16 protein-coding genes and 1 tRNA gene are annotated in these 12,784 nt (G+C 59.2%); 4 read left to right on the forward strand and 13 right to left on the reverse strand.

Features of this window, described 5'->3' with window-relative positions; genetic code table 11:
• Positions 1-134: 134 nt before the first annotated feature.
• Positions 135-208: transfer RNA gene (locus tag AC1DLV_RS20445), tRNA-Gln, on the forward strand.
• Positions 209-245: 37 nt separating this feature from the next.
• On the opposite strand, the gene AC1DLV_RS20450 is transcribed toward AC1DLV_RS20445, so the two are convergent.
• The 3 genes from AC1DLV_RS20450 to AC1DLV_RS20460 all read right to left on the reverse strand — a co-directional run bounded on the left by AC1DLV_RS20450 (position 246) and on the right by AC1DLV_RS20460 (position 1,668).
• Positions 246-386, reverse strand: coding sequence for a hypothetical protein (locus AC1DLV_RS20450; protein WP_476801760.1), 141 nt, complete (start codon positions 384-386; stop codon positions 246-248).
• A gap of 219 nt (positions 387-605) precedes the next feature.
• The gene (locus AC1DLV_RS20455; protein WP_476836221.1) at positions 606-1,490 is read right to left on the reverse strand and encodes an ATP-dependent DNA ligase; all 885 of its coding nucleotides are present in this window, start codon (positions 1,488-1,490) and stop codon (positions 606-608) included.
• Positions 1,483-1,668 (reverse strand): DUF3606 domain-containing protein, encoded by a 186-nt coding sequence (locus tag AC1DLV_RS20460; protein ID WP_476801762.1) that lies wholly within the window; start codon positions 1,666-1,668, stop codon positions 1,483-1,485. Before AC1DLV_RS20460 ends, AC1DLV_RS20455 begins: the two co-directional genes overlap by 8 nt.
• Positions 1,669-1,811: 143 nt before the next feature.
• Here AC1DLV_RS20460 and AC1DLV_RS20465 point away from each other — a divergent pair, with 143 nt between their 5' ends.
• Positions 1,812-2,267 (forward strand): YidB family protein, encoded by a 456-nt coding sequence (locus tag AC1DLV_RS20465; protein ID WP_476801763.1) that lies wholly within the window; start codon positions 1,812-1,814, stop codon positions 2,265-2,267.
• Here AC1DLV_RS20465 and AC1DLV_RS20470 read toward each other — a convergent pair.
• Together AC1DLV_RS20470 and AC1DLV_RS20475 are read right to left on the reverse strand one after the other, a co-directional pair.
• Positions 2,257-3,024, reverse strand: coding sequence for an SOS response-associated peptidase (locus AC1DLV_RS20470; protein ID WP_476801764.1), 768 nt, complete (start codon positions 3,022-3,024; stop codon positions 2,257-2,259). The two genes, AC1DLV_RS20465 and AC1DLV_RS20470, sit on opposite strands and share 11 nt — an antisense overlap.
• A 54-nt stretch (positions 3,025-3,078) precedes the next feature.
• Positions 3,079-3,948 (reverse strand): hypothetical protein, encoded by an 870-nt coding sequence (locus AC1DLV_RS20475; RefSeq protein ID WP_476801765.1) that lies wholly within the window; start codon positions 3,946-3,948, stop codon positions 3,079-3,081.
• 442 nt (positions 3,949-4,390) lie between these two features.
• On the opposite strand from AC1DLV_RS20475, the gene AC1DLV_RS20480 reads away from it, so the two are divergent.
• Positions 4,391-4,672 (forward strand): hypothetical protein, encoded by a 282-nt coding sequence (locus tag AC1DLV_RS20480; RefSeq protein WP_476801766.1) that lies wholly within the window; start codon positions 4,391-4,393, stop codon positions 4,670-4,672.
• Positions 4,673-4,916: 244 nt separating this feature from the next.
• Here the strand turns inward: AC1DLV_RS20480 and AC1DLV_RS20485 are convergent, their stop codons facing one another.
• From AC1DLV_RS20485 to AC1DLV_RS20495, 3 genes are all read right to left on the reverse strand, one after another.
• Positions 4,917-5,465, reverse strand: a complete 549-nt coding sequence (locus AC1DLV_RS20485) for a hypothetical protein (RefSeq protein WP_476801767.1) — start codon at positions 5,463-5,465, stop codon at positions 4,917-4,919.
• A 751-nt stretch (positions 5,466-6,216) separates the two neighbouring features.
• Positions 6,217-6,717: a hypothetical protein gene (locus AC1DLV_RS20490; protein ID WP_476801845.1), complete on the reverse strand. Its 501-nt coding sequence runs from the start codon at positions 6,715-6,717 to the stop codon at positions 6,217-6,219.
• Positions 6,718-6,761: 44 nt separating this feature from the next.
• Positions 6,762-7,049: a helix-turn-helix domain-containing protein gene (locus AC1DLV_RS20495; protein ID WP_476801768.1), complete on the reverse strand. Its 288-nt coding sequence runs from the start codon at positions 7,047-7,049 to the stop codon at positions 6,762-6,764.
• Positions 7,050-7,306: 257 nt separating this feature from the next.
• Here AC1DLV_RS20495 and AC1DLV_RS20500 point away from each other — a divergent pair, with 257 nt between their 5' ends.
• A complete protein-coding gene (locus tag AC1DLV_RS20500) occupies positions 7,307-7,492 on the forward strand; it encodes a hypothetical protein (protein ID WP_476801769.1) in 186 nt (61 codons plus the stop codon).
• Positions 7,493-7,732: 240 nt separating this feature from the next.
• On the opposite strand, the gene rpmG is transcribed toward AC1DLV_RS20500, so the two are convergent.
• The 5 genes from rpmG to rnr form a co-directional block, all read right to left on the reverse strand.
• Entirely contained in the window at positions 7,733-7,900 is a 168-nt protein-coding gene (rpmG, locus tag AC1DLV_RS20505; protein WP_250018653.1) for a 50S ribosomal protein L33, read from the reverse strand.
• Between the two features lie 117 nt (positions 7,901-8,017).
• Positions 8,018-9,199, reverse strand: a complete 1,182-nt coding sequence (locus AC1DLV_RS20510; protein ID WP_476801770.1) for an MFS transporter — start codon at positions 9,197-9,199, stop codon at positions 8,018-8,020.
• Positions 9,200-9,206: 7 nt separating this feature from the next.
• Positions 9,207-9,947, reverse strand: coding sequence for an NUDIX hydrolase (locus tag AC1DLV_RS20515; protein ID WP_476801771.1), 741 nt, complete (start codon positions 9,945-9,947; stop codon positions 9,207-9,209).
• A gap of 73 nt (positions 9,948-10,020) precedes the next feature.
• Complete coding sequence (locus AC1DLV_RS20520) at positions 10,021-10,458, reverse strand: DUF983 domain-containing protein (protein WP_476836222.1); 438 nt, start codon at positions 10,456-10,458, stop codon at positions 10,021-10,023.
• Positions 10,459-10,460: 2 nt separating this feature from the next.
• Positions 10,461-12,779: a ribonuclease R gene (gene rnr / locus AC1DLV_RS20525; protein ID WP_476801773.1), complete on the reverse strand. Its 2,319-nt coding sequence runs from the start codon at positions 12,777-12,779 to the stop codon at positions 10,461-10,463.
• Between the last annotated feature and the right edge of the window lie 5 nt (positions 12,780-12,784).

Consider the following 12,784-nt stretch of genomic DNA (forward strand, 5'->3'; position numbering starts at 1 on the left):
CGAGAATAGCAGCCACGATGCCAAGCCCTGCCTTGAACCATTCCCGGTCCCGCAGGCATAGGCCTGCAAGGACCAGCGTTAACGGAACGGCTATTACTGTTGCGTACCAACTTGCTGTAGCTAGCATGTAGTTTTCCCGCTTCGTCTAACGGTAGGACATCGGCCTTTGACGCCGTGAATCGTGGTTCGAATCCACGGGCGGGAACCAAGCTATACCCGGTTTGCGAATTGGGTATAGCTTCATGTCACGTAAAGAACCGCAGAACATCCAGGCCGATCGCGACAAGGCTCTTCGCAATGGCGATGGCCGCAACAATGTCGATGCGGTAATACCACCGAATTCTTTTGCGGCTCTTCTGTGATTTGCGGGGAGGGGTCTTCGGCATGCGCACGTCTCCATTAAGAAATTCAGGAAACGTTTTTTCGGTGCCGATTTAGAATCATAGGCTTGAGTGTCTGAGTCGTGCAAGCCCGCGAGGCTCGGCGGTTTAAGGGTTGGTAGGGGAATGTGTGAATAACTATTAAGGCTTTTGCTCTTAAGTGATTGAAATTTCTCGATCTGCTTCGAGAAATAATTCTCAAAAAATCTTCTTCGCGGGACGGGTCTAAGGCACCAACACCTCAGTAACCGTCGCATGCCGCAGCTTGTCCTCGCCTCGCAAATGCTTGGCCATGACACGCAAGACCGRCTGGACGGGCTTCGCGCTCTTGTTGCCGGTGCCGATCGATGCAGCAAACTGGGCATCCTCGAGATAGTCCAGCGCCTCCCATAGCTCGCCGCGTTGTTTCCCGCCGATTGCCGGGATGGCTCGGCCGACATAGCGCAGTTGCCCGTCGGCCATATCGGCCAGTAGCAGGGAAGGGGCCTCGCCCCGCTTTTGTTCGTATCCAATGACGACGAATTCGCGGGTGATGTAGGCCTTCGTCTTTAGCCAGTCCTTGCTGTAGCCGCCGCGGTAGATGCTCGCCTTGCGCTTCGAGACGATGCCTTCAAGGTCCATCGCCTCCGCCGCTGCGAAGAACTCGGCCCCTGAGCCTTCGAACGCCTGGCTGAATTGAATGGCTGAGTCTGGTCGCGGGTCGCCTATGAGCTCGTGTAGCCGGGCGCGTCTGTCGTCACATCGCTGCTTGCGCAAGTCGTTGCCATCCAAGCCAACCAGGTCGAAGGCATAGAACACCAGGCTGGCGCTCTCCCATGTGATCGCGCTGGCAAGCCTGGCGAAGTCGGTTCGGCCGGTCTCGTCCTGCACCACCATCTCGCCGTCGAGGATAGCGTCGCGTTTGATCAGGGAGCGCACGGCGGCCAGCACTGAGGCATATTTCATCGACCAGTCGTGGCCGTTGCGGGTGAACGCGACAGCATGGCCCTTAGCTAGGTGGATCTGGGTCCGGTAGCCGTCGTATTTGATCTCATGCGACCAGGCATCGCCCTCAGGCGGCTTGTCGACCAGTGTCGGGATGCAAGGCGGGATGAATCGCCATTCAGCCATAGAGGCGCTGAGAAATTATTGCGTCGAGTTTGCTTCGAGAGGGTCCATAGCGCTGGATCATCGCAGCAGCCTCGCCCAGCGAGAGATGATATTTGTGCGCGAATTCGTCGACCGCGTATTCCTGGGGCGCCGTTGTCAGCTTTCTCCCTTGCCTCGTCTTCACCGCGTCTTCTGGCACATCGGCCTCCTTTGATTAGAAGAGGCTAAAACGTGCAAGTGGCCTAAATCGATCCATGGCGCCGGCTTGCCGTGCCCGGGTGCTCTATGGAACCAAATGCCGCCGCGAGCGCTTCATGGCCTGAATGACCATAGGAGATGAAAATGGCCGGCCTCGGACGAATAGCCCTCGCAGCGTTGGGTATCCTCGCTTACCAAAACCGCGACAAGCTGGGCGAAATCATCAAAAAAGTCAGTTCGCCAAACACTGACCCTAACAATCCCGGCGGGAACGAGAGCGTGTTTGATCAAGCTGTGAAAGGGGGAATGGGCGGGCTCAGTGACCTCTTAAACCGCTTGCGGACTGCTGGCTCGGGCGATGCAGTCGAGTCTTGGATTGGAAAGGGGACAAATCAGCCAATTGGTCCCGCAAATGTAGAGGCCGCAATCGATGAGGAAACGCTAGAATCTCTGGTCAGGCAAACGAGCATGTCGAGGCAGGAAATTCTTGACCGCCTAGCCGTCGACCTCCCCAAAGTCGTAGATGAAATAACACCAGACGGCACGTTGCCCGAGGAACCGACGTTGCTAGATCCGGTCCCACCCCCTCCTAAGCCTTAGTCTGATACTGGGCTTGACCCAGAGCGATCTGGGTTAGTGGGAGATCAACAACTTTCAGCATTTCGGCGGGCAGGGGGCGTTGCAGCGCTTTTGCTTCGTCCCATGGTGCAGACAGCCAGGTCTCGATCTCCTTGGCCGTGGTCAGAATGACCGGCATCGCCTTTTCGTGGATTGGTGCGACTACCGCATTGGGCGAGGTTGTCAGAAAGGCATAAACCTCCCAATCGAGCACGCCGTCGCGGATGGTTCGGGCCCCTCGCCAAGGTGTCCAGAGCCCTGCGAACACAGCCAGCGGCTTGGTTTCGTTGAGCGCGAACCAGAAATTGCGATGCTGGCCTGTGTCGGGATCTTTGTCGCCTTCCGTCGGGCTTGGCTCAGCGAAGCTTGTGAATGGGACGACGCAGCGATTTTCGACGCCTAGCCAGGGCGCCCAATGCTTGCTTTTGGTTTCCCGGATATTGGTAACCCCGCGATCGGGTTCTTTGGCAAGGAGGTCGTTGAAGTCGACCGTCTGGCCCTTCGCCTGGAGCTTCTGCGCGCGCTTCTTGGTAGCATCGAACATTACTCTCGATGAGGTCGGCATGCCCCAGTTCAACATTGCGAGCTGACGGCGCCCATCGACCTTTCTCACCACCGGGCCGTTGCGGCCGGGGTAGACGTCGAGCGATGGCTCGAGGTTGCCCGCGATATCGTCGAACAGCTTGGCCAGTCCACGAATGGCGTCTTGGGTGCTGGTGATGTTGTAGAGGTTGCACATGGGCGCGGAGCCTGTCTGAGGTCGGCGTAAGACGTCAACCGTAGCGCGGTCGGCTCATTTTCTCTTCTGCAAAAGACGTTGAACGGCTGTAGTTAGCTGTTTGTTCTCCTGCTTGAGCAGCGCGATCCGCTCAATAAGATCGCTGAGAACAAGCCGGACGGCTTGGGCGTTCTCGAGGCAGTCTTCATCGCTTTCGCCATGAAGCCCGACGCTTAGGGCTCCATGAAGCGCATTGAGGGGATTGTGCCCATCGATGAGCAAGCCCTGTGGTAAGCCTGTCTTGATCTTCTCTAGGGACTTGGAAAAGGAAATTTCCTTCTTGGCCGCCTTGAGCTCCTCCACCAGTTCCACTGCTGCGCCTACTGTCTCGCAGACCTTGATGATCTCGTCGAACAGGTCGCTTTTGTGATTCTCAACGACACGTCGATAGTAGGCAAAGGCAGCTATACCGTACCCAAGGTTCTCGCACTGCCTTCCCTTGAGAAAGAGCGTTGCGTCAGCCTGGCCAAACAGGCGGAGAAGGCGGTTAGAAACCGGGATACCAAACGCGGGGTATTCTCCGTACTTGTAGAGGTGGCCATCTCCATTTTCGCCGAAGGCAATGCGAAGCGCATACTGTTTCGTGTCTTCTTGGCAGTCACCACAGCGGTAGATCGGATGCGCGTTCACAATCTGGTTCTCCCACGAAGTAACACTGTCATTGGAGCACCGGAACGTTCGCTCACCGTTGCACTTGCCGGAGCAGTGTAGGCGTATGTCGGAGTAAGTTATCCTCCGCCTCTTGTAACCCGAACCCGTATCGGTTTCCCACAGACCATAGACCTGTTTCTCTACCGACGGATGTGTTTTTTCGAGAAAATCATTGAGGGCAAGAGACTGCTCTCGCTCTTCTTCCTTTGCCTTATCGGTACTAGCATTGCTCATACGAACGTCTCTCAAAAGGCCATAGTTCCCTTTCCAACTCTATGGAATAAATGGAAGTGAGACAACGCGAGGTTCAGCATATTATCAGCTAGATAAACGGTCGATTTGCCGCTGCCTACCCGCGATGTGAATTGACACCGCAAGGCATTTGTTCCTATTTTGTTCTCATGCAGATAGAGACGATAGGAGAGGCTTGGACGCACAGTGCATCCGTGTGGATGGCTTGCGCGTTCGGTCCGTACACAAAGGGAATGAAGCGTGGGCGGGAATGCCACTACCGCAAGGATCTCGACATGGAGACGCTGGTCGTCACGCGCGGCCGAGACTTCCCTATAGCGCGCCTCTCACAGCGGCTACGATGCCCCCGTTGTGGCTCTCGTGACGTTCGGGTGGTGTGGAAGTTTCCGCCGGTGTCGTCGGCTGATGCGGCGAGGGCGGTAGGATGACCTTCGACACCTTGGGTCAACTTCTCGATGGCGGGCACGAATTGTGGGTGTATTGCGAGCAAAGCGACATCGACGGCCAGCGTTGCAATCACAAGGGCATAGTCAATCTGGAGGCGCTCGCCGCCCAGCTTGGCCGGGACCATCGCTGCATGCACGAAGACCTGTTTGGCAAGTTTAGGTGCACCATGTGCGGGTCAACCCTGACATCCTTCAGGCATCACCCGCCGACGAACAAACAGGGCGCGAACCCGTATGCTCGAAATGCGAACGGGTGGTGACCAAAGAAAAAGCCCGCTGCGGGGAGGAGGTCGCAACGGGCTTGATAAGGAAGCGGCCTTTGGGAGGAGGATAAGGCCGCTTGGGTTGGCGCTCTGGGAGGAGAAGCGTCAACATCCCTGACATATGTATCCGCATAGGGGCTTTCAAGAGGCAATTTTGCTGTCTTGCGTGGTAGGAGCCACCCGATGACCTGGTAGGCTTGGCCGGATTTGGCCTCGAGTTCTTCAACGCGTTCGGCGTCGGTCATTTTGCATCCCTTTCAATTGCTTCCAGCCTGGCTTTGCGCCCCTGGCGGAGTTGCCGTTTTCGCTCCGGGGTCCAGTATGCAGGATCCCGGTTTTTCTCGTCGAGGTGCTCCATCTTCTTCTGCTGAGCCTTGGCGAACTTGTGTTCTCGCTTTGCGATAGCAGCCTGCCGTTTCACTTGAAGGCGGGCTTCGCGCTCTGTTGACTCTCTCTGCCGTCGCGCTTCGCGTTCGCGCGCCAATTGGTCTCGCCGCTCTTGCTGCTTTCGTTGACGCACTGCCTGCTGCTCGTCTAGCAGCGCACGCATATCCTTTAGAGCCAGGGCGCTTCGGTATGCCGCTGAATAGCGTTCCTCAACGGTGGAATCTGGCTTGTAGCGCATAGCTTCAAGCAGCTCGACTAGTTGCTGCCCTGTGAAGATCACTTTGCGGCCATAGACGGCACAAAGGCCGTAGCGCTTCCCATAAGTAATAACGGCACGCTTGGTCAGCTTGAGCCGCGCGGCGGCTTCCTCTGCAGTATAGACGGTGGGGAGGACATCGCTCATTTTCCGGTCCTCAGAAACCGATCCAGAGCACTTTCACCAGCGACTATATTGTCCTTGACCAGCCCAGACGCTTTGTCCAGCCGGTCGTCGATTGCCTTCTCGTCCCATCGCTTAGACCCGAAAACCGGCGTCGGCATGTGCCCGGCCGCAACCCATCCTGAGAATGTCGCGGTACTGCAGCCGCAATAGGCAGCTACCTCCTGGCGGGAAAGGAGTCTTGGTTCGAGGTTCGAGCCGTCAGCCGCCACTTCCATTTCCCCATGTTTCCATAGCGCGGCCTCGCGCTAGTGCTGCTGTTTTCTCCTCAGTGTGGTGATGACCGCTTGGTGGGACGGTTAGCTGAAGGATAGCGGGGGTAGGGTGGAGGTCAATGATTGCTTTGCAACCAAAGAAAAGGCCCCCCTGACAAAGCAGGAGGGCCTGATCTTTAGAACAGCCGGCTAAGTACCATCGCGATCGAAACCAGATCGACCCGAAGGTCGAGGCCAAATCGCGACTGCTTCGTCGGCTGGCTGGTCTCGAGAATTATGAGAAGGCGCAATGCGTCTCTCCATCTCTAGGGTGACGGCAGACCTTAGGTAGCCGCTATCCGTCACATCCAGCCTTGCTTTGAGGGGTTTTTTCCAAGCCTTGGGTGATCCCCTCAAACACACGCGGCTATTTCGTAAGTCTATGTGGAGATGGGAGACGCCGGAGGAATGTTCAAGCCCAAAATCGTTGCGGTACCGAAATTATTTTCACTTCGATCACGCTAGCCAAACGAAACGACCGGCTCCGCGCCCGTCCTGCCACGGGCTTCGGGGTCTTGCCATATCCGCCACTTGCGCACGGGCAATGCTGTGTCGGCCCGGCTGACACGCCCCGCACCGCCAAGGTCGGCTTCTATAGCGTCGAATTCGCTACCGCCGCGTCCCGGGGCGTCGAAACGCAAGACGGCAGCGTCAGATTGAAGAAAGAGTACCTTTCTCGTCTCTTCTAGAGCCTGGTTCTTTGGGAATGACTCAGCGGCATACTCTGGCTCGATCGCCCAGTCCGTTCCGTAGGAGTAACACACCGCGTTAGATGAGGCGTTGAACCAGATTGGGTGGTCGTTCTCATCAGATTTCAGTGCGCCGACAAGGATGCTTCCACTGTCAGTCCGAAGTATGTTGACGCAGACCGCCAGCCCGCCGCGAATATTCATTCGAAATAATTCGCCGGACGTCGTCTCGTCGATCGTCTTTTGTTCAAGATAGTCTAGAATCTGCGCCATGAAATACCCCTGCCCGCGCGACAATATCGCGGGTGGGGCGTAGGTCAATCCTTCAGCGAAACGCCAGGGCCTGCAGAAGGGTCGCCACCCTCTAGGAAAACCACCCCGACCGTTTCGAGGGCTGAGCGGATAGCGTTCAGATTGTTAGCGATAGGGGTGCGTTTACCCGATTCGAAATCCCGAAGTGTGGACGGCGACACCCCGGCCGCGTCTGCAAGCTGCGGCTGCGTCCAGTTTACCAGCGCCCGAGCAGCGCGGCATTGCGCAGGGTTCATGATGTGTGGTTCCTCATTAAAAAACAACAATGTCATTATTTTACGTTGACATTGCATCGCGGTTGGTGTTTTTTAATTACATACCGCTTTTGCAGCGACCTATCAACCAGAGGAGACCCGAATGCACCAACTGGCCCCCGCGGAGAGATTATTAAGACCGAGCGCCTTCTGCTTCGCCGTCGACCAGATCGTGAGATTAGGCGACATGCTGGGCGTTGTTACGGCCTGCGACTACACGTTCGCAGGCCGGGAAATGTACACCGTTACCTTCGACTGCGCCGAAAGGCCGGTTCGAACAGTGCTGGGGGCCTATCTTGCGCCTGACCATGCGACAGAAGCGCGTCCTCGCGGCGCAGTTGTTCGTAGTGCAGCAAGGGCGCTGCGCATACGGCCGCAAATTCGTCAGGCTGAGCTACTCGCCGCTTGACCTCGGGTGCCACGACGCCGCCGCGCTGACGGCGGCAAAGACCACCCTGATAATCTATCGCAAAGATTTCTGATACTTGCCGGCTACCAATCGGCAATCAGGGCCGATCAAAGACGAAATTTTGTCTTTGATCCACCACCGGCCCGCCACCGACCGCGGCCCGTGATCAGCCGAAGTCCGAAGACGATGTGTTGCGGCAGGTGGTTATGAGCAGCGTTAGGGTGAAGGGTGTCGATGTCAATAAAATCAACGACTTAAGAAACAAAAACGCCGCCCGATGGGCGGCGTTTTGGAATTCCTGAAGGCAACCAGATTACTTGATCTTGGTTTCCTTGAATTCGACATGCTTGCGGGCAACCGGGTCGTACTTGCGGAACGACAGCTTTTCCGTCTTCGTGCGGCTGTTCTTGCTCGTCACGTAGAAGAAACCGGTGTCGGCGGTCGACAGAAGCTTGATCTTGATGTTTGCAGCCTTGGCCATGATTCTCGTCCGTTAATTATCTGGAGTTGCACCCGCCTCAGGACGGGAAAACAACCCGGACGCGGAAAACCTGCGGGACACATAAAGAACGTACCCGGAAAGTCAAGCCTTGGAGCGTTATGACCGCGATTTCGCGGCAATTCGGCCCAGTCCGATGGCGATATATCCGCCAAAGAACACAGCGAGCGCCCAACCGAATCCGTTGGGTCCGAACACGTCCATGAATATACCGATCACCTGTGGTCCCAGAATCATCCCAAGGCCGTAGCAGAAGATGAAGGCAGCGTTGGCCGAGGCAAGGTCGCGGCCTGAGAGCTGTGCTCCCAGATGGGCGAGGCCGACGGTGTAGAGCGCAGCAACCACGCCGCCCCAGACAAACAGCATGCCCGCCATCAGGTGCCAGTTGACCGTCAGAAGCGGCATTGCGAGCGTTCCGGCCAGGCCGACAAGCGCGCATATCAGCAAAAGCTTGCGGCGATCGCCAATGCGGTCGCTCAGCATGCCGATGGGAATCTGCAGCATGAAATTGCCAAGGCCAATCATGGTGAGCAAAAGGGCGGCGTCGGCCTCGGAATAGCCAACGCGTTGGCCATAGATCGGAAACAGCGCAAAGCCGCCTGTCTCGACCGCGCCGAAGACAAGCACAGCGGCGGTCGCGGTCGGCACGATCCAGATGTAGCGGAAGAAACCACCCTTACCGCCCTCGGAGACGATCTTGGGGCTCTCGCTGCGCGCCAGAAGCACCGGAATCGCAGCGATCATGACGAAACCGAAGGTCAGCCCGAACGGCAGGAAGCCGGTGCTGCCGATCTGCGAGAAAAGCCACGGGCCTGCGGCGAAACCGAGCGACAGCACGGTGGCGTAGATGCCGAGCACCAGGCCGCGCCGATGTGGCGGGGCGCAGGTGCTGATCCAGAACTCGGAGAGGATGAACAGGACTGTCAGCGCGAAATGCAGCACGGCGCGCAAGGGAAACCACATCCAGAAGGATTGCGCGAAATAGAAGCCGACAAAGGCCACCGCACCGAGGAGAATCATGGCGAGCATCGTCCACACGACGCCAAAACGCATGGCGATCGGCGTGGCGAGCGGTGCGGCTGCAATGGATGCAACGCCGGCGATCGCCGTATTGAGGCCGATCATCGAAGGTGAATAGCCGCGCGATTCGAGGATGACGCTGAGCAGGGGTATGCCCAGTCCGATAGCGACGCCGACAACGCTGATCGAGGCGATCGCTGCTGAAATCGAGCGCCAGTGCACGCGTTCCACGCTTTCAGCCTGGTGGATGGTCTCGGTCATGCAAAGCCTAAAGGATGTCGCGGCGGAAACGTTGGTTGAACATGCGGTAGAACGGCACTTCGCCACCTGGCTTGAGGTCAGGGTCTACCGAAAGCCGCTGCCGGAGATCGCCGAGAACCGACTGGGTGATCGCCGGTATGTCAGCCTGCATGGCGTCTGCCAGCGGCAGCCAGACCAGTTCTTCCAGTTCGTTGGTCGGCCCCCCATCGGGGAGTTCGACCGCAACGTCACTGCGCCAGGCCGACAAGAAGCGCGTGTCGAAGCGGCGGACACGTCCCGGAGGGGTGACCGCACGCGCGATGAAGCGCAAGGAGGCCAAGGCCGGCGCTACGCCATGCTCGGCAAACCCCTGCCAATCGGCCTTGGTGGTCGAAAACGCAGCGCGCCGGCCGATCAACAGCCCCGCTTCCTCATAGGTCTCGCGAATCGCCGAAAGCGCTATCGCCCGGGCGCGAGCGACGCTGACGCGGCCAGTGCCGGCGCGCAGCTTCTCGGCTTCGTCGGGATGCAGCTCGTCGGCGACAGCGATGCGGCTGTCTGCCGGGTCGGTGCGGCCGCCTGGAAAGACGAATTTTCCGGGCATGAAGGCATGCTTCATGTGGCGCCGCCCCATCAGAACCAGCACGTCGTTGCCCTTGCGGTCGAGCAGGATCAACGTGGCCGCGTCGCGCGGCCGCAAGGGGGCAGGGCTCTTGGCCATCTCCTTGGCTTCGAGCCTGTCGAGTTCTGCTTTGCTAATGCCATCCATCGCGGCTGTCCTAACGGAATGTCGGAGCGGACGGAAGCGCTTGCTTGCCGCAGGTCATTGCGCCAGCGCTCGTTCAGGCCTCGGGATGCGCCTCGATCACGTCGTCTTCGCCACCAAAGCCGTGCATGTACATCGCCCATTGCATGCCGACGACCGCGCCTTTCATCGGTCGCAGCAGGGCGAGTGCGGAGAAGATCGTCAGGGGCACCCAGATCAAGAGATGTTGCCACAGCGCCAGCGTGCTGGTCGACTCGACGGCCATGAAGGCGCCGACGACGATATGTCCGACGATGACGACCACCAGATAGGCAGGCAGGTCGTCGGCGCGGTGATGGAAGATCTCTTCGTGGCAGACGTCGCACTGGTCGACGGTCTTGACGAAGGACGCAAACAGCTTGCCCTGGCCGCAGTTCGGGCATTTGCAAAACAGGCCGCGCTTGATCGCCTGCCACACCGGGCGCGCTGGCCGCGCGACCTGCTCATGGTCGCCGCCGAATACCTGTTCTTCCATCGTCATCTCCTGCCGCGCGGTCCTCGCCGCGGTTGGGAGGCACGCGCACGCGTTCTTTGCCCCTTAGTCTTGTGGAACGACCGTTTCGAACCGGGCAGGGGCTTCGGTTCGGTCAGCATTTCAAAGCGCATGGCACCGGCCAGCGGAGCGATCTCGACCAACTTGACTTCGACCCGGTCGGCAAGCTGATAGCCCTTGCCGGTGCGCTCGCCAAAGAGGGCGCGGGCGGCTTCGTCGAAGTGGTAATAGTCGTCACCCAACGATGACACGGGGATGAAACCATCGGCGCCATATTGCGGCAATTGGACAAATAGTCCCGCCTTGACCACGCCGGAGATGCGCGCATCGAAAATCTCGTCGACCCGCTCGGCCAGAAAGCCCGCGACCAGACGGTCGACGGTCTCGCGCTCGGCGGCCATGGCGCGGCGTTCGGTCTGCGAAATCAGGCCCGCGATCTCCTCCAGCCGCGCTTCTTCGGAAGCCGTCAGTCCGTCCGCCCCCAAGCCCAGCGAGCCGATCAGCGCACGATGGACGATCAGGTCGGCATAGCGGCGGATCGGGGAGGTGAAATGCGCGTAGCGGCGCAGATTGAGGCCGAAATGCCCGATATTGTCGGGGTTGTATTCGGCCTGGCTCTGCGAGCGCAGCACAACTTCGTTGACCAGCTGCTCGTGGTCTTCGCCGCGCACGCGTTCGAGAATGCCATTGAACTGGGCCGGTCGCATCTCGGCGCCACGCGCCAGCGACAGGCCGATGGTCTGGAGGAACTCGCGCAGCGATTCCTGCTTGGCAAGCGAAGGGCCGTCATGGATGCGGTAGACGAGCTTCTGCTTCTTGTTTTCCAGGGTTTCGGCTGCCGCGACATTGGCCTGGATCATGAACTCCTCGATCAGCTTGTGGGCGTCGAGGCGATCGGGAACGATGACACGATCGACAGTGCCATCCGGCTTGAGCAGGATCTTTCGCTCGGGCAGGTCGAGTTCGAGTGGCTGGCGGCTGTCGCGTCCGCGCTTGAGGACGTCATAAGCCGCCCAAAGCGGCTTGAGAATCGTCTCCAGGATAGGTCCGGTCTTGTCGTCGGGCATGCCGTCGATGGCAGCTTGTGCCTGCGGATAGGCAAGGCGGGCCAAAGAACGCATCATGATGCGGTGGAAGGAATGCCTGACCTTGCGGCCTTCCGCCGAAAACGTCATGCGCACGGCAAGTGCCGGACGGTCGACGCCCTCGCGCAGCGAGCACAGGTCGTTGGAGATGCGCTCGGGCAGCATCGGCACGACGCGGTCGGGGAAATAGACCGAATTGCCGCGCTTGAGCGCCTCGTTGTCGAGTGCCGTGCCTGACCGGACATAGGTTGCGACGTCGGCAATGGCGACAGTGACGATGAAACCGCCTGGGTTTTTCTCATCCGAATCTGCCGCAGCATAGACCGCGTCGTCATGGTCCTTGGCATCGGCCGGGTCGATGGTGACCAGCGGCAGTTCCCGCCAGTCTTCGCGCTTGCCGTCGAGCGTTGCCGGCTTGACTGCCTCGGCCTCGGCGATCACCTCGGCAGGGAAGATGTGGGGTATGTCGTGGGCATGGATGGCGATCATCGAGACCGCCTTCTCATTGGTCAGCGAACCCAGAACCGAGACTACCTTGGCACGCGGCAGGCCGTAGCGGCTGGCGCGTTCGGGAACGACTTCGACGAGGTCGCCCTCCTTGGCGCCGTTCTGAGAGTCCTTGTCGACAACAAGCTCAGGCTGGCGGCGTTCGACCGGCTCGATGCGGAAGGTGCCGTCCTTGAGGATTCGGAAGATGCCGAGCGCGGTATCGCTGCGCTTTTCGAATATCTTCATCACGCGCGCGGTGTAGGCCGGCTCGTTGTCGTCGCCGAGGTGGTCCTCAATGGGGAAGGTCTTCGCCAGCACCCGGTCGCCGACGCCGGGCGTCGGGCCGTTGCCGCCGCGCGACAGCTTGATGGCGACGATTGGGCCATCAGGCTGCTCGGAGGCGCGCGCCAGAAGCGTGCCTTCGGCGTCTCGGCCAAAGATGTCGAGCACGGCGACATGTTGCAAGGCGCCGACGCGCGACAGCCGTTTGCGGCTCTTTTCGAGCAGGCCTTCGTCCTGCAACTCACGCAGCAGGTGCTTCAGCCAGATGCGATCGTCGTTCTTGAGCGCGAAAGCCTTGGCGATGTCACGCTTGCCGCTGCGGTCTGGATTCTCCGCGATATAGCGCAGAATCTCGTCCCGCGACGGGCGATAGACGTCCTTGCCACGCACCTCGTCGCTTGCGGCGCGTCTGGTGCCGGCGTTTCGTCCGGTGATCTTTCGCGCCAAGGTGC

The sequence above is a fragment of the Aminobacter sp. 01T433 genome, from assembly GCF_056398585.1.